General features: G+C 60.1%; 16 protein-coding genes. 5 read left to right on the forward strand and 11 right to left on the reverse strand.

Translation table 11 applies throughout. The features are described 5' to 3' along the window. Positions 1–31: 31 nt before the first annotated feature. From choV to EJ576_RS02910, 3 genes are all read right to left on the reverse strand, one after another. Positions 32–1210 carry a choline ABC transporter ATP-binding protein gene (gene choV / locus EJ576_RS02900; RefSeq protein WP_028618241.1) on the reverse strand — a complete coding sequence of 393 codons (1179 nt, stop codon included), beginning with the start codon at positions 1208–1210 and terminating at the stop codon, positions 32–34. After that, the gene (gene choW, locus EJ576_RS02905) at positions 1207–2052 is read right to left on the reverse strand and encodes a choline ABC transporter permease subunit (RefSeq protein WP_016972877.1); all 846 of its coding nucleotides are present in this window, start codon (positions 2050–2052) and stop codon (positions 1207–1209) included. Before choW ends, choV begins: the two co-directional genes overlap by 4 nt. Positions 2053–2118: 66 nt before the next feature. Then, entirely contained in the window at positions 2119–3066 is a 948-nt protein-coding gene (locus EJ576_RS02910) for a choline ABC transporter substrate-binding protein (protein ID WP_028618240.1), read from the reverse strand. 415 nt (positions 3067–3481) lie between these two features. Between EJ576_RS02910 and EJ576_RS02915 the strand changes: the two genes are divergently transcribed. Next, a complete protein-coding gene (locus EJ576_RS02915) occupies positions 3482–4858 on the forward strand; it encodes an L-serine ammonia-lyase (protein WP_126569528.1) in 1377 nt (458 codons plus the stop codon). Positions 4859–5393: 535 nt separating this feature from the next. Then, the gene (locus tag EJ576_RS02920) at positions 5394–6497 is read left to right on the forward strand and encodes a GlxA family transcriptional regulator (RefSeq protein WP_005792167.1); all 1104 of its coding nucleotides are present in this window, start codon (positions 5394–5396) and stop codon (positions 6495–6497) included. Positions 6498–6592: 95 nt separating this feature from the next. Here the strand turns inward: EJ576_RS02920 and EJ576_RS02925 are convergent, their stop codons facing one another. The 6 genes from EJ576_RS02925 to EJ576_RS02950 form a co-directional block, all read right to left on the reverse strand. Next, positions 6593–6856, reverse strand: coding sequence for a hypothetical protein (locus tag EJ576_RS02925; protein WP_028618238.1), 264 nt, complete (start codon positions 6854–6856; stop codon positions 6593–6595). A gap of 307 nt (positions 6857–7163) precedes the next feature. Continuing rightward, positions 7164–8327: a gamma-butyrobetaine dioxygenase gene (locus tag EJ576_RS02930; RefSeq protein ID WP_126569529.1), complete on the reverse strand. Its 1164-nt coding sequence runs from the start codon at positions 8325–8327 to the stop codon at positions 7164–7166. A 27-nt stretch (positions 8328–8354) separates the two neighbouring features. Continuing rightward, complete coding sequence (locus EJ576_RS02935; RefSeq protein ID WP_126569530.1) at positions 8355–8831, reverse strand: thioesterase family protein; 477 nt, start codon at positions 8829–8831, stop codon at positions 8355–8357. A gap of 13 nt (positions 8832–8844) precedes the next feature. Beyond that, a complete protein-coding gene (locus tag EJ576_RS02940; RefSeq protein WP_028618235.1) occupies positions 8845–9810 on the reverse strand; it encodes an L-carnitine dehydrogenase in 966 nt (321 codons plus the stop codon). 30 nt (positions 9811–9840) lie between these two features. Further along, entirely contained in the window at positions 9841–10728 is an 888-nt protein-coding gene (locus tag EJ576_RS02945; RefSeq protein ID WP_126569531.1) for a 3-keto-5-aminohexanoate cleavage protein, read from the reverse strand. 73 nt (positions 10729–10801) lie between these two features. Beyond that, positions 10802–11746: a choline ABC transporter substrate-binding protein gene (locus EJ576_RS02950; protein ID WP_126569532.1), complete on the reverse strand. Its 945-nt coding sequence runs from the start codon at positions 11744–11746 to the stop codon at positions 10802–10804. A 193-nt stretch (positions 11747–11939) separates the two neighbouring features. On the opposite strand from EJ576_RS02950, the gene EJ576_RS02955 reads away from it, so the two are divergent. Both EJ576_RS02955 and EJ576_RS02960 read left to right on the forward strand, forming a co-directional pair. Beyond that, complete coding sequence (locus EJ576_RS02955) at positions 11940–12884, forward strand: GlxA family transcriptional regulator (protein WP_178083517.1); 945 nt, start codon at positions 11940–11942, stop codon at positions 12882–12884. A gap of 68 nt (positions 12885–12952) precedes the next feature. Continuing rightward, positions 12953–14131, forward strand: a complete 1179-nt coding sequence (locus tag EJ576_RS02960; protein WP_126569533.1) for an AAA family ATPase — start codon at positions 12953–12955, stop codon at positions 14129–14131. A 122-nt stretch (positions 14132–14253) separates the two neighbouring features. Here EJ576_RS02960 and EJ576_RS02965 read toward each other — a convergent pair whose 3' ends face one another. Then, complete coding sequence (locus EJ576_RS02965; protein WP_126569534.1) at positions 14254–14670, reverse strand: DUF3010 family protein; 417 nt, start codon at positions 14668–14670, stop codon at positions 14254–14256. Between the two features lie 40 nt (positions 14671–14710). Next, positions 14711–15112 carry a lysozyme inhibitor LprI family protein gene (locus EJ576_RS02970; RefSeq protein WP_016977792.1) on the reverse strand — a complete coding sequence of 134 codons (402 nt, stop codon included), beginning with the start codon at positions 15110–15112 and terminating at the stop codon, positions 14711–14713. A gap of 219 nt (positions 15113–15331) precedes the next feature. Between EJ576_RS02970 and EJ576_RS02975 the strand changes: the two genes are divergently transcribed. Beyond that, the gene (locus EJ576_RS02975) at positions 15332–16309 is read left to right on the forward strand and encodes a dipeptidase (RefSeq protein WP_005792153.1); all 978 of its coding nucleotides are present in this window, start codon (positions 15332–15334) and stop codon (positions 16307–16309) included. Positions 16310–16320 lie beyond the last annotated feature (11 nt).

Below are 16320 nucleotides of genomic sequence, written 5' to 3' on the forward strand. Positions count from 1 at the left end.
ATTGTTTCTTCAGTTGCTTTTGCGGTATCTGTCAGCCGAGGTTCTTGCCTAGCAGGGCATGGTAGAGCTCACTGTCACCCAAGATCCCCACCACCTGGTTGTTGTCATGCAACACCAGCTTGTTCCCGGTGTGATAACGAATCTGCAACGCATCGCGCATGCCGATATTCGAATCCACCAGCGTCGGCACTCGGCCCAAACCTTCCACCGCTTGTCCCGGTGCCCAGTTCTGCAAATTCATCACCGCGCCATTCTGGCGGGCGCCCTTGATGGTGTTGCCTTCGGCCAGGTCCAGCCACGAGTCGCCGCCCGGGTCCAGGCACACCGAACCGTTGACGCGCTTGCAGTTGTCCAGGGTGCGCATCAGGCTGCGCCCGCACAGCACGTTCAGCGGGTTGGTATGCGCGACGAAGGTGCGCACATAGTCGTCCGCCGGGTTCAGCACGATCTCTTCCGGCACGCTGTACTGGATGATCTTGCCGTCTTTCATGATCGCGATGCGGCTGCCCAGTTTGAGCGCCTCGTCGAGGTCGTGGCTCACGAACACGATGGTCTTGCTCAGCTTGCGTTGCAGTTCCAGCAACTCGTCCTGCAGGCCTTGGCGGATCAGCGGGTCGAGGGCGGAGAAGGGTTCGTCCATCAGCAGGATGTCGGCGTCCATTGCCAACGCGCGGGCCAGGCCGACGCGCTGTTGCATGCCGCCGGAGAGTTCGTCCGGCTTCTTGTTGCGCCATTGGGTCAGGCCTACCAGCTCGAGCTTTTCGTCCACCAGCTTGCGCCGGTCTTTCTCCGGACGGCCCTGCATTTCCAGGCCGAAGCTGATGTTTTCGCGCACCGTCAGCCAAGGCATCAGGGCGAATTTCTGGAACACCATGGCGATGCGTTTGGTGCGCATCATTTTCAGCTCGGCAGGTGTGCAGGAAGCGATGTCGATCTGGCGACCTTCATGTTCCACGAACAGTTGCCCACGGCTGACGGTGTTGAGGCCATTGATGCAGCGCAACAAGCTGGATTTACCGGAGCCCGACAGGCCCATCAGCACGCAGATCTCGCCTTTCTCGATATCCAGGCTGGCTTTTTCAACGCCGACAATCTGCCCGGTCTTTTTCAGGATCTCGTTACGGCTCATGCCCTGGTCCAGCAGCTTGAGCGCCTCGCGTGGGTCTTTTGAAAAGATCACGTCGACCTTGTCGAATCGGATAATGCTCATGCATCACCCCCTACTTTAGCGTCGGGTTGTTTGCAGATGCGGTCGAGCATGATGGCCAGCAGCACGATCGCCAGACCGGCTTCAAAGCCCAGGGCGATGTCGGCGGTGTTGAGTGCGTTGACCACGGGTTTGCCGAGGCCGTCGGCGCCCACCAGGGCCGCGATCACCACCATCGACAACGACAGCATGATGCATTGGGTAATGCCGGCGGCAATGCTCGGCATGGCGTGGGGCAGTTCAATGCGCGAGAGCAACTGACGGCGCGAGCAGCCAAAGGCCTTGCCGGCGTCCATCAACTCTTGCGGTACATCACGGATACCCAGGTAGGTCAGACGGATCGGCGCGGCAATCGCGAACACCACCGTGGAAATCAGCCCAGGCACCACACCCAGCCCGAAGAGGGTCAGGGTAGGGATGAGGTAGACGAAGGTCGGTACGGTCTGCATCAGATCGAGCACCGGCCGCATCATGGTGTAGAACAACGGTTTGTGCGCGGCAACAATGCCCAGCGGCACACCGATGACCACGCAGACCAGGGTGGCGAACAGCACTTGCGCCAGGGTCTCCATGGTTTCCTGCCAGTACCCCAGGTTGAGGATCAGCAGGAAGGAGGCGATGACAAAAACAGTCAGTCCCCATTTACGTTGGATAAAGTGAGCCAGCAGCGCAATCAGACCGATCAATGCCAGCGGATTGAACCAGGTCAGCGCGAACGTCACGCCGTGGATCATCGTTTCCAGAGTCGATGCGATTGCGTCGAAGTAGTTGGCGCCGTGTTGGGTCAACCATTCGACGAAGGCAGCGATGTACTGGCCTAGTGGGATTTTCTGTTCAGTCAGCATGGTAGTGAATGTCCACATGCGAAGAGGGAAAACATCCCGGGGCAGCGCACCGCCCCGGGGACAACATTACTTGGCGAGGTAGGCTTTAACGGCGTCGAGTCCTGGTTTGCCATCTACGGTAGTGACACCGGCGAGCCAGGTGTCGAGGACTTGTGGATTGGCTTTCAGCCAGGCCTTGGCGGCGGCATCAGGCTTTTGTTTGTCGTCCAAGACGTTACCCATCAGGGTGCTTTCCATGTTCAGGGTGAACACCAGGTTTTTCAGCAACTGGCCCACGTTGCTGCATTCCTCGGTGTAGCCCTTGCGGGTGTTGGTGTAGATGGTGGCCTGGCCGTAGTTGGGGCCGAACGAGTCGTCCCCGCCGGTCAGGTACTTCATCTTGAAGCGGGTGTTCATCGGGTGCGGTTCCCAGCCGAGGAACACGATGGCCTGGTCGCGCTTGGTGGCGCGTTCGACCTGGGAGAGCATGCCGGCTTCGCTGGATTCGACGACTTTGAAGCCGGCGGTTTTCAGGCCGAAGGCGTCTTTGTCGATCAGGGTCTGGATGGTGCGGTTGCCGTCATTGCCGGGCTCGATGCCGTAGATCTTGCCGCCCAGCTCATCCTTGAATTTGGCGATGTCGGCGAAGTCCTTGAGGCCCTTGTTGTACAGCGCTTCCGGGACGGCCAGGGTGTACTTGGCGTTCTCCAGGTTGGCGCGCACGGTTTCCACGGTGCCGGCATCACGGTACTGCTTGATGTCGTTTTCCATGGTCGGCATCCAGTTGCCGAGGAAGATGTCCATGTTCTTGCCGTCGGCCAGGGACTTGTAGGTCACTGGTACCGAAATCATCGTGGTGCGCGGCTTGTAGCCCAGGCCCTTGAGGATCTCGCTGGTGGTCGCGGTGGTGACGGTGATGTCGGTCCAGCCGACATCGGAGAAGTTGACGGTCTGACATTGTGCCGGTTCTGCGGCGTGCGCCATGACTGGCAGACTCAGCATGGCGGCCAACAACAACGAGGGTGAACCTTTCATCTGGGTAGACTCCTGTGTTTTTTCTGGCGGCATTCGCCGCGCTTTATAAGTGTTGCGGTTGGTGCGTGCGACAACAGCTCTGGCACGGTGCCTTGCAAACGAGTCGAGACTGATCATGTACCAGTGAAAATCTGACGCCTACAGGGGGCGTCGTATCCAGTACAGGGATGGTCGTATCCAGTGTCGGTGACGTCGCTTACAGATTTTTCCAGCGGCAAAACTGCAGGTTTTGCCCATCTGCACCGCTAAAAACGGCCAAAACAGGTGATCGCACGGTAGCGACGCTTGTGAGCATGAGTGCGTCGGTGTGAGACGCCGTGACGGCAAGTAAAAGCTTGATGATGCCGCCATCTGGGCGATCTGAGCGTAGCAGCTCGTTGGTGTCCGGCCTGTTCACCTGCGGAGTTCCACGTTAATGGCTATCAGTGTTTTCGACCTGTTCAAGATCGGCATCGGGCCTTCGAGTTCTCACACCGTCGGCCCCATGCGCGCCGCGGCGTTGTTCGTTCAAGGCTTGCGTGAACGTGAACTGTTGGAACAAGTGCGGCGCGTCGAAGTTCAGCTCTACGGCTCCTTGTCCGCCACCGGCATCGGCCACGGCAGCGATACCGCGACCATCATGGGCCTGATGGGCGAATGGCCGGACGCGATCGATCCGTCGCAAATCGGCCTGCGCATTCACACCCTGCGCGAGACCGACACGTTGCTGCTGGACGGGCACCTGCCGGTGTCCTTCGTCTGGGCGCGGGACATGCGCCTGCTCGACGAAAACCTGCCGTTCCACCCCAACGCCATGACACTGGTGGTGTTCGGTGACAAGGGTGAACTGCACCGCGATACCTACTATTCAGTAGGCGGCGGTTTTGTAGTGGATGAAGCCCAGGCGCAAAGCGGCGTGGCCGATATGGACCGTACCGAGTTGCCTTACGACTTTTCCAGCGCGGTGGAGCTGCTGCAGTTGTGCAAGACCCACAACCTGCGCGTCGCCGAGTTGATGCTGGCTAACGAAAAAACCTGGCGCTCCGAAGAAGAAATCCGCAGCGGCCTGATGAAACTCTGGCGCGCCATGCAGGATTGCGTGGAGCAGGGCCTCAAGCACGAAGGCATCCTGCCTGGCGGCCTGAACGTGCGCCGCCGCGCCGCCAAGTTGCATCGCAGCCTGCAAGAGTTGGGTAAGCCGAACGTGATCGGTTCGACCTTGAGCGCCATGGAATGGGTCAACCTGTTCGCCCTGGCAGTCAACGAGGAAAACGCCGCCGGTGGACGCATGGTCACCGCACCCACCAACGGCGCGGCGGGGATTATCCCGGCGGTGTTGCACTACTTCATGAAGTTCAGCGAGGAAGTCACCGAAGCCAATGTGGTCGACTACCTGCTGGGTGCGGCGGCGGTGGGGATCCTGTGCAAGAAGAACGCCTCGATCTCCGGTGCCGAAGTCGGTTGCCAGGGTGAAGTGGGTTCGGCCTGCGCGATGGCTGCTGCTGGTTTGGCCGAGATCCTTGGCGCCACGCCGGAACAGCTGTGCAACGCCGCCGAAATCGGCTTGGAACACAACTTGGGCCTTACCTGCGACCCGGTGGGTGGGCTGGTGCAAGTGCCGTGCATCGAGCGCAATGCAATTGCGGCAGTGAAGGCGATCAACGCGGCGCAAATGGCGCTGCGTGGCGATGGCCAGCACTTTATCTCCCTGGACCGGGTGATTCGCACCATGCGCGATACCGGGGCGGATATGCATGACAAATACAAAGAGACATCGCGGGGTGGGTTGGCGGTCAGCGCTGTTGAATGTTGAGACCGCGTCGCTTGTATTCGCGAGCAAGTCGAATCGTCGCACCGCCGCTCCCACATTTGATCGAGTTCCAACATGAGAACGCGGTCAAGTGTGGGAGCGGGCTTGCTCGCGACTACGGTAGTCCAGACAACATTGCGCATAAAGTGAACACCCGGATGCAAAAGCGCCACCTTTTAGCGCGTCGCAAACAGATAAGTAGCTACCGAACGATTTCCCGCCCGACCCGCTGTCACCCGTGCTTGGGGTGACAGACTTTTCCCACACCCGCAAAGCGCCTTCCCACAAGTGCTACCGATCTGCTCACGCCCCGTGGGCAGACTCATTCCTACGGCTGATTTCAGCTATATCCGTACTCGCGGCGCGGGCTTATCTAGACGCGTCATCAGGTCGTTTTTAGGAGTTATTGGATGGCCATTCAATTTTAGGCATGGCATTTGCTCTATCAATTCAAAGCCTCTCTCCTCGCTGGATGAAGAGCGCAATAACAAGAGCCTCGCCTGAGGCCATCACCCGCTTTGTGTGAGGAGATACCGCGATGACGTCGTTCAACTCCGGGGCCCAACCCCAGAACCGTGCGCCTCAATCCATCGGCTTTTTGCTGCTGGACAATTTCACGCTGATTTCCCTGGCCTCCGCAGTCGAACCCCTGCGCATGGCCAACCAGCTCTCTGGCCGCGAGCTGTATCGCTGGACGACCTTGAGCGTCGACGGAAACCAGGTGTGGGCCAGCGACGGTCTGCAAATCACCCCCGATGCTTCCATGCACAAAGCCCCGGCCCTGGACACCGTAATCGTGTGCGGCGGCGTGGGTATCCAACGTACCGTTACCCGTGAACATGTGTCGTGGCTGCAAAGCCAGGCGCGTCAGTCCCGTCGCCTTGGCGCGGTGTGCACCGGCAGTTGGGCCTTGGCCTGCGCCGGTTTGCTCGATGGGTTTGATTGCAGCGTGCACTGGGAATGCCTGGCCTCGATGCAGGAAGCCTTCCCCCGCGTGGCCATGAGCACACGCCTGTTCACCCTCGACCGCAACCGCTTCACCAGCTCCGGCGGCACCGCGCCACTGGACATGATGCTGCACTTGATCAGCCGCGACCACGGCCGTGAACTGTCGGCCGCGATCTCCGAGATGTTCGTGTACGAACGCATCCGCAACGAACAGGATCACCAGCGTGTGCCGCTCAAGCACATGCTCGGCACCAACCAGCCGAAGCTGCAGGAAATCGTCGCGCTGATGGAAGCCAACCTGGAAGAGCCGATCGACCTGGACGAACTGGCGGTGTACGTCGCCGTGTCGCGTCGCCAGTTGGAGCGCCTGTTCCAGAAATACTTGCATTGTTCGCCGTCGCGTTACTACCTCAAGCTGCGCCTGATCCGTGCACGGCAGTTGCTCAAGCAAACGCCGATGTCGATCATCGAAGTGGCGTCGGTGTGCGGGTTTGTCTCCACACCGCATTTCTCCAAGTGCTACCGCGAATACTTCGGCATTCCGCCACGGGATGAGCGTGTGGGTTCCAACACCACCCAGCAAGTGGCGATGATGCCAATCCCGCAGGCGCTGGTGTTGTCACCGTTGTCGGGGCCGATGTCGGCGTTGAGTCAGGCGCGCAATGAATCGACGTTTGCCAGCGTAAGGCTCTAAACCGAGGGGGCTTCATCGCAGGCAAGCCAGCTCCCACATTTTGATCTGTGAATACATTCAAATGTGGGAGCTGGCTTGCCTGCGATGGCGCTTTATCAGGCGCCGGAGTTCTGTTTGAACTGCACCAATGCCGGCAACAGCTGTTTGTCGATTGCCTGCCTCACGGCCGGCAGAATCGTCGCACTGCCGGTGTACATCTGCTCAACCATGCCCTTGAGGGCCTTGGCCCGCGCCGGGCTCAAACCGCGTACGGCGCACTCGCAGGCCTGTTCGGCGGTGGCGCCACTGGACACTTCGAAACCCAGTGAGCGCAGTTGGCCCAGCAGGTCATCCTGGTCAATCAAATCCGCATGCATCATGACGTTTATCCTGGTGAAGGGAACGGGGCTTGACGTGGATTCTGGTAGCCACCCAAGCGGTCGGCAAGGGCCGATTGCACGAATGCCTCAGATGGCTATGAGCAGGTCGTTTTCGGGCCATGTACCGACGGTATTAATGGGCACACTGAACTCAAGCAAACAACTTGAAGGTTTGGTCACCCTCAGGATGTCACGCTCACACAAGGCACTCTGCCCCGATCCAGTCACGGCTGGATCGGGGCTTTTTTTTGCCTGGGATTTGTGCTGATTACACGGACGCCATCGCCGGCAATAGCCGCGCCACGGTCTAGCGCTGCAACACCAGGATGCGCGAGAGCAATTCATCCCGGTCGATATAGCACCCCTGAAAATGCCGCGCCCCCGAAGTGGGATCAAAAGCATTGCGCGCATGCAAGGTGCGGCGGTTGTCGAAGCACCACAACTCACCCGGGTTCAGGCGCTTGACCAGCCTAAAGCGATCCTCCCGCGTCATCGCAATAAACCGCCGATACGCCCGATACAGCAAGGGCATCTGCTCCACACTGGCCTCGAACGGCCCACGCAAAAAGTTAGCCATGCGAATCTCCGCCACATCCCCCAACGCATCCAGCGCAATGATCGGCGCCAGGCGGCGATAGTCGCTGTGACGGTCCTTGTTGCGAAACTCCACGGGTATTTCACACAGTGCGCGAAACGCTTCGGGGTCTTCTGTGCGCAACGCATGGGCGATGGCAAACCCATCGACAAAAATGCTCTCGCCACCGCTGGCATCGTTCACCAGGCAATGCAGGAATTGCAGGCCCGGTTGCAGCTCCCGCGTGGGCAGATCAGTGTGCAAGGGCAGGTTGAACGCGGTGTAGGCATTGCTGTCGGCATCGGCCTTGGATTGCACATTGAACAGCACGCCGAAGTTGCTCTCGCGGATGAAGGATATGCGCTTGGCGATCAGCGCCAGGGAGCCGGGCTCGGTTGGGACGCCTCGGATTTGCGTCAGGCCTGAATCGCGCAGCGCCAGCAACCATTGCAGTAGCGCGTTCGGGTCTTCCATGACGGCCTTGTATTCGAACGCCGGCAGTTCGAAGCGACTGTCCCACAGCTGCGATTGGGGCTTTGCCGCACGGCGTTCGGCACGGGATTCATCGTCGTAGGCATGGGCCCGCAACCAGCCGGGATCGTACTGACTGCGGTGGCCGCCGCTCCATTCCAACCACAGGTTGCCTCGGTCAAGACGTGCCGAGGCAGCCCTGAGATCGGCATCTACGTCGACAATCTCCAGCACTTGTTCACGGGTCACGCTGTATACACATTCTGCACAGGGGCAGTTGTCCCGCAGCCATTGATGATGGAACGGGCTGACCCGCCCATCGGCCCAATGCACAAGGATTTGATCTTCCAGCACCCGCACGTCCGCGATGTCGCAGATCTTCGGGTAGGTACGGAAATCGGCGACAGCGACAGCGGCGGTTTGCATGGTGGCTCCTTATTATTTTTTGGGTGGCTATTTTTTCAGCGGCAGTCCAATCACTCGGCCAAGCAGTGCGGGGCGCGGCAGGTCAGCCTGCTCCGCACTGATGGCCGTGAGTTTTTCCAATGTGGCCTCGGTGAACGGCGCCGAATTCGGGCCTGCCAGCTCAACATGCAGCAGCATCTGCTCGTTGCCCGCTAGCTCCTTTTCATCTCCCACTAAATGCAGGCTGTGATAGAGGTGCAGGCGCTTGGCATCAAAGGCGATCAGTTGGGTATGCACCTCCACGTAGGCACCGAGTTTCACTTCGTGCAGGTAGTTGAGGTGCAGCTCCAGGGTGAACAGTGAATGGCCGCTGGTTTCACGGTTTTCGCTGTCCAGGCCCAGGGTGTCCATCAGCGCGTCGGTGGCGTAGCTGAAGATCAGCAGATAGAACGCGTCGCGCAGGTGGCCGTTGTAGTCCACCCAGTCGGGGTGGACCTGGGTGGTGTAGGTGGTGAGTGCGGGCATGTCAGGGGTTCCGTTATTCGGCGAAGGTCATGCCGTGCTTGGCCTTGGTGGTTTTCACCGCCTCCAGCACCGCCAGCAGGCAGTCATCACGATAGCGCTCCAGCGCCGAAATGCTGTGTTTGCCCAGTTGATCGCTGGTGCCGTCGACTACATCGTCGATCAGCTTGTCGGTCAGCTCCGGCGCCGGCAGGTAGGTCCACGGCAATTGCAGTGCCGGGCCGAACTGCGCCATGAAGTGGCGCATGCCGGCGTCGCCGCCGGCCAGGGTGTAGGTCAAGAAGGTACCCATGAACGACCAGCGCAGGCCCGCGCCAAAGCGGATCGCGTCGTCGATTTCGCCGGTGGTGGCCACGCCGTCATTGACCAGATGCAGGGCTTCACGCCACAGCGCTTCGAGCAGACGGTCAGCGATAAAGCCTGGGACCTCCTTGCGCACATGCAGGGGTCGCATGCCGAGGGATTCGTACACCTTGATCGCGGCTTGAACGGCTTCCGGCGCGGTGTTCTTGCCGCCGACCACCTCCACAAGTGGCAGCAGGTAAACCGGGTTGAACGGATGGCCGACCACGCACCGCTCAGGGTGGGTCGAGCCCTCGTAGAACTCGCTCGGCAACAGGCCGGAGGTGCTCGACCCAATCAACGCATTCGGCTTGGCCGCAGCACTGATCTTGCTGTGCAGGTCGAGTTTCAGCTCCAGGCGTTCCGGGGCGCTTTCCTGGATGAAGTCGGCGTCTTTCACACACTCTTCAATGGTGGCGACAAAGCGCAGGCGGTCCTGGGACGCACCCGGCGCCAGGCCTTGCTTTTCCAAGGCGCCCCAGGCGTTGGCGACACGTTTGCGCAGTGCGGCTTCGGCACCGGGCGCCGGGTCCCAGGCGATTACATCCAGGCCATGGGCCAGGGCGCGGGACACCCAGCCGCTGCCGATGACACCGCTGCCCAGGGCGGCGAAGGTTTTGATTTCGGTGATAAAGCTCATGGCAAATTCCTAAAATAGTGGTGGCAGCGATCAACCGCGTTTGGTCAAACCCATCTTGATTCGGCCTTCGGCCGGGGTCATGACCCGTGCACCCAGGCGGCTGAGGATTTCGCTCGCCCGTTCCACCAACTGGCCGTTGGTGGCGAGCACGCCTTTGTCCAGCCACAGGTTGTCTTCCAGGCCGACCCGCACGTTGCCGCCCAGCAGCACCGCTTGTACCGCCATTGGCATTTGCATGCGGCCGATGCCGAAGCCGGCCCACACCGCGTCGGCTGGCAGGTTGTCGACCATGGCTTTCATGGTGGTGGTGTCCGCCGGCGCGCCCCATGGGATGCCCAGGCACAGTTGGAACAGCGGGTCGTCGAGCAGGCCTTCCTTGATCATCTGCTTGGCGAACCACAAGTGACCGGTGTCGAAGATTTCCAGCTCGGCCTTCACGCCCAGTTCCTGGATGCGCTTGGCGCCGGCCCGCAGTTGCGCCGGGGTGGAGACGTAAATAGTGTCGCCATCGCCAAAGTTCAGCGTGCCGCAGTCCAGTGTGCAGATTTCTGGCAGCAACTCTTCGACGTGAGCCAGGCGGGTCAACGGGCCGACCAGGTCGGTGTTGGGGCCGAACGCCATCGGGTTCTCGCCGCCACCGATCTCCAGATCACCGCCCATGCCGGCGGTGAGGTTGACGATGATGTCGATGTCAGCCTCACGGATGCGCTCCATCACTTCGCGGTACAGGGCGACGTCGCGGCTGAACTTGCCGGTTTCAGGGTCGCGCACATGGCAGTGCACAACGGTGGCGCCGGCCTTGGCAGCTTCCACGGCGGCGGCGGCGATTTGTTTGGGGGTGACCGGCACGTGTGGGCTGCGGCTGGTCGTGTCGCCAGCACCGGTGAGTGCGCAGGTGATGATGACGTCGTGGTTCATTAGGCGGTTCCTTACAGGCGTGGTGGTGCCGTTCGCAGCCCGGTTGAGCTGCGAAACGGTGGTTCAGAAAAAGTTATTTGCTGGTCAGTTGCAGGTTGGCCGCGGCCGGCTTGCCGTCGAAGGTCGTCACACCTTCCAGCCAGCGCGCCTGGTCTTGCGGGTGATCCTTGAGCCACTGCTTGGCGGACTCGATGGCGTCCTTGTGATCCAGCAACGGCTGCATCATCCGGCTCTCGTCGGCGGCGGTGAAGGTCAGGTTGGTCAGCAGTTTGTGCACGTTCGGGCATTGCTCGGCGTAGTTCGGCGCGGTGACGCTCCACACGGTGGCCATGCCTTCGTTCGGGCCCAGGGCGTCGTCGCTGCCGGTCAGGTAGGTCATGGCGACGTTGACGTTCATCGGGTGCGGCGCCCAACCAAAGAACACCACGGCTTCCTTGCGGCGCACCGCCCGGTCGACGGCGGCGAGCATGCCGGCTTCACTGGATTCCACCAGTTGGAACTTGCCCAGGCCGAACTGGTTCTTGGCGATCATCGCCTTGATTTGGGTGTTGGCGCCCGAGCCTGGCTCGATGCCGTAGATCTTGCCGCCCAGTTCTTTCTCGAACTTGGCGATGTCCGCGAAGGTTTTCAGGCCTTTGTCTGCCAGGTAAGTCGGCACGGCGAGGGTGGCGCGTGCGTCTTCCAGGCTGGGCTTGTCGAGGACTTTGACTTGCTTGGCGTCGACGAACGGCGTGATGGTCTGGGTCATCAGCGGGTTCCAGTAACCCAGGAACACGTCCAGGCGCTGGTCGCGGATGCCGGCGAAGATGATTTGCTGGGAGGCGCTGGTCTGTTTGGTTTTGTAGCCGAGGCCGTCGAGCAACACTTGAGTCATGGCGCTGGTGGCGATTACGTCGGTCCAGTTCACCACGCCCATGCGCACGTTCTGGCAGGATGCCGCGTCGGCAGCCAGTACGTTCGTGCTCAAGATGGCGCTGGCGCTGAGTGCAAGCACACAGCGGCTGATCAGTCGGTTCATGGTGGATCCCTCGGCAGGTCGTTATTGTGGGGGCCGGTGTCTTTGTGCACCGTGGAGCCAAGTTACGTAGCTTTGGGGGCGACAAAACGCACGGCGGCGACCAGCTCTTGCACTGCAGCGACCTGCCCCCTTGAATCCACCCGAGAACGGGAGTATCACAGTGCCACGCTGCCCGTCCTACGAGAGCGCCACCATGTCCCAGGATTTCTACTTTCTGCTGATGCCGGGCTTCTCGGCCATCGGCTTTATCTCCGCGCTGGAACCGTTGCGGGTGGCCAATCGCTTTCGTGGCGAGCTGTACCGCTGGCATGTGTTGAGTGCCGATGGCGGCGCGGTGCTGGCGAGCAATGGCATGTCGGTCAACGCCGATGCCGCGTTGGAACCGCTGAAGAAAGGCGCGACCTTGCTGGTGGTGGCCGGCTTCGAACCGCTGCAATTCGCCACCCCCGCATTGGAACACTGGCTGCGCCGCCTCGACCATGATGGCGTGACCCTCGGCGCCATTGACACCGGCGCCTGCGTCCTCGCCGAAGCGGGCCTGCTCGACGGCCACCGCTTGACCCTGCATTGGGAAGCCATCGACGCCTTCAAGGAATCTTATCCACAGCTCACCGTGACCCAGGAGCTGTTCGAGATCGACCGCCGTCGCATCACCTGCGCTGGCGGCACAGCGTCCATCGACCTGATGCTCGACCTGATCGCCCAATCCCACGGTTCGGAGCTGGCGATCCAGGTCTCCGAACAATTCGTGCTCGGCCGCATCCGCCCGCGCAAAGACCACCAGCGCATGCAGATCGCCACACGCTACGGCATCAACAACAAGAAGCTGGTGCAGGTGATCGGCGAGATGGAGCAGCACACTGAGCCGCCCCTGAGCACATTGGCCCTGGCCGAGGCGATCAAAGTGACGCGTCGCCAACTGGAGCGCCTGTTCCGTCTGCACCTGAACGACACCCCCAGCAACTTCTACCTTGGCCTGCGCCTGGAAAAAGCCCGGCAGCTCTTACGTCAAAGCGGTATGAGCGTGCTGGAAGTGAGTATTGCGTGCGGGTTTGAATCGCCGTCGTATTTCACCCGCAGTTATCGGGCGCGGTTTGCCAAGTGTCCACGGGAGGATCGGCGACGAGAGGTTGTTTGACGGCCAATTATAGTCAATTATACTCGTGACTATAATTTATAGTCATTTCTATAATTGAGTGTAAAACCATGTCCAAGCACAGCGGCTTTGTATTCCGCCGTCCCACGCTGGCAAGCAGTATTGCCGATGGTCTGGTGGGGGCCGGTATCCAGGATTTCACCTCTGGCCTGTTTCTCGCGGCGCCGCGTCGCACGGGCAAAAGTACTTTTTTGCGTGAGGACCTGATCCCGCAGTGTCAGCTTCGAGGGTGGCTGGCGGTGTACGTCGATCTGTGGGCTGACAAAGAAAAAGACCCCGCAGAGTTGATTGCCAGCGCCATCGCCGCAGCGCTGGTTCCCTATGAAAAGGGCATTCGCAAGCTCGCCAAGAACCTTGGGATCGAGAAACTGAGCTTTCTGCGCACGCTGTCCTGGGACTTCAGCAAGCCTCAATTGCCCGTCGGCGCGACGTTGACCCAGGCCTTGGAGTTGCTCCATCACGCGGCGGAAAAACCCGTGGTCCTGGTGATTGACGAAGCGCAGCACGCGTTGACCAGCGATTCAGGCATCAATGCGATGTTTGCGCTGAAGGCCGCCCGGGATCAGCTCAACCAGGGGCGTGACGAGGAGGGCAGCGGTTTGCATCTGGTGTTCACCGGCTCCAATCGCGACAAGCTGGCCCATTTGGTTCTGGGCAAAAGCCAGCCATTCTTCGGCTCCAGCATCACGCCGTTTCCGCTGCTGGGTAAGGCGTTCACACAAGCCTATACCGCGCACCTCAATGCGCACTTGGCGAAAACCAACCAATTCAGCGCGGACGATATTGATGAGGCTTTTGAGCTGGTTGGCCGTCGCCCCGAGATGCTTCGTACCATCATTGGAGAAGTGGCGCTGGAGTTGGGCGAGGCGAGCAATTTGGGTCAACTGCTGCACAGCCGCGCCGAACTGTTGCGCGCAGGTGTGTGGACCGAATTCGAAAGCGCCTGGAACACTCTCACCATTCCCCAGCGTGCCGTGCTGGAAGTGATGGTGGAGCGCTCGCAAACGAACGAACCCTTCGCGCCGTTCACCGACAGCACGCTCACGGCGGTCAGCAAAGCGCTGGAAGAGATGGGCAGCGATGTGGTGCCAGGTACCCAGACGATTCAGGCTTGCATCGATGCCCTGCGTGACAAGGAACTGGTGTGGAAGTCGAGCCGGGGAGGGTATGCCCTAGAGGACAAGACCTTTGGTGATTGGCTGCAACACAGGGGCCGTACACCTGATTAAGGCACAACGCGAATCCAATGTGGGAGCGGGCTTGCTCGCGAAGGCGGTGTGTCAGTTGATGCATTCGGTACTGGCATACCGCATTCGCGAGCAAGCCGGCTCCTACAAGGGTTGTGTGTGGCTTATTTCTTTAACAGGGCCGAGCACGCCGCTTTGTAGGCTTCGTGTTGGTACTTGTTCAGCGTCGCGGGCAGATCAAAATTGTGCTTCTTGTTCTGCGCATTAATGGTCTGCGGCGACAGCAGCGTCACTTCAACACCGTCCAGCAACTGAAACACCCCTTCAATCTTGAACGTCGTCGGGCCGCCGGCAAACTCGCCTTTTTTGCTGCGCTTCTTGATGGCGATACGGGTGATGCCGTTTTCCTGTACGAACGTTTTCACTTGAGCGGCGAAGGCTTTGACGTTGGCGGCCTCATCGTCGTCTTCAAGTGCGATCTTCTTGGTCGCCAGGGCGACATGGCTCAACGCCTGATTGTCCAGGAGGGCGACCGCGATGATGGCTTCGCTGCCTTTGATTTCGATGCCGCAAATAGTCATGAATAGCCTTGGTTCAGAGAAAAGTGGCGGTGATTGTCGTTTATTCCTGCCCGATCGACTCCAAAAACTCCGACCGCTCATCGCTCATCCGTGCCAGACAATCATTCTGCGCAATCGCATACGCCTTGGTGCCGTTCACTGCCGGGAAGGTGTCCACGGCGCAGTCGGCATCGCGTAACTTTTCCCACTTCTGCTGGGCATCCTTCAGACGAGCGGTAATGTCCGCCAGCTTGGTCTTGTCGCTGCCGTAGGTCGAAGCCATGCGTTCCAGCAGGCCCTGATAGTTATCCTTGAGCAATTGCTCGGCGGTGGTTTTGTTATAGGAGGCGCATTCCAGGGTTTGCTTGTCGTTTTCGATGCCATCGCACGGCGTGCTGTCGGTGTCTTCGGCGGCGTGGACGCCGGTTGCGATGAGTGCCAAAGCCAGGAAAATCGATTTCATTGCGCCGTCTCATATCAGGTGATGCGGGAATTCTGGCTCAAGCGTAAGACAAAGAACAGCCGCCAGTCAGACCTCTCATACCAGCCTTTGTCGTGGATTGACGCTTTCGGCAATTCCCCTGTCGTTTTTGCACCCGGCTCTGTCGGCCCCTGGGCATATGCTGGCCCCAAAGCGCCGGCAGACGATTCGGCGCATGAATCGCCAATAAGGGGACGCCTGATGAGCCCAGCCGAATTGCACGCCGACAGCATCGTTATCGACGGGCTGATTATTGCCAAGTGGAATCGCGACCTGTTCGAGGACATGCGCAAAGGCGGTCTCACTGCCGCTAACTGCACCGTGTCGGTGTGGGAAGGGTTCCAGGCCACCATCAACAATATCGTGGCCAGCCAGACCCTGATCCGTGAAAACAGCGACCTGGTGATCCCGGTGAAAACCACCGCCGACATCCGCCGTGCCAAGGAACAAGGCAAGACCGGCATCATCTTCGGCTTCCAGAACGCCCATGCCTTTGAAGACCAGCTCGGCTATGTCGAGATCTTCAAGCAGCTCGGCGTCGGTGTGGTGCAGATGTGCTACAACACCCAGAACCTGGTCGGCACCGGTTGCTACGAGCGTGATGGCGGCCTGTCGGGTTTCGGCCGTGAAATCGTTGCTGAGATGAACCGCGTCGGCATCATGTGCGACCTGTCCCACGTCGGCTCCAAGACTTCCGAAGAAGTCATCCTCGAATCGAAAAAGCCAGTGTGCTACTCCCACTGCCTGCCGTCCGGCCTTAAAGAGCACCCGCGCAACAAGTCCGATGAAGAGCTGAAGTTCATCGCCGACCACGGTGGTTTTGTCGGCGTGACCATGTTCGCGCCGTTCCTGGCCAAGGGCATCGATTCGACCATCGACGACTATGCCGAAGCCATCGAATACACCATGAACATCGTCGGCGAAGACGCCATCGGCATCGGCACCGACTTCACCCAGGGCCATGGCCAGGATTTCTTCGAAATGCTGACCCATGACAAGGGCTATGCCCGCCGCCTGACCAGCTTCGGCAAGATCATCAACCCGCTGGGCATCCGCACCGTGGGCGAGTTCCCCAACCTCACCGAGACCCTGCTCAAGCGCGGCCACCCCGAGCGCGTGGTACGCAAGATCATGGGCGAAAACTGGGTCAACGTCTTGAAAGACGTCTGGGGCGAATAAGCCACCGCCAA

Origin of the sequence: Pseudomonas sp. C 49-2 (genome assembly GCF_003970195.1) — a bacterium.
Lineage (GTDB): Bacteria > Pseudomonadota > Gammaproteobacteria > Pseudomonadales > Pseudomonadaceae > Aquipseudomonas > Aquipseudomonas canadensis.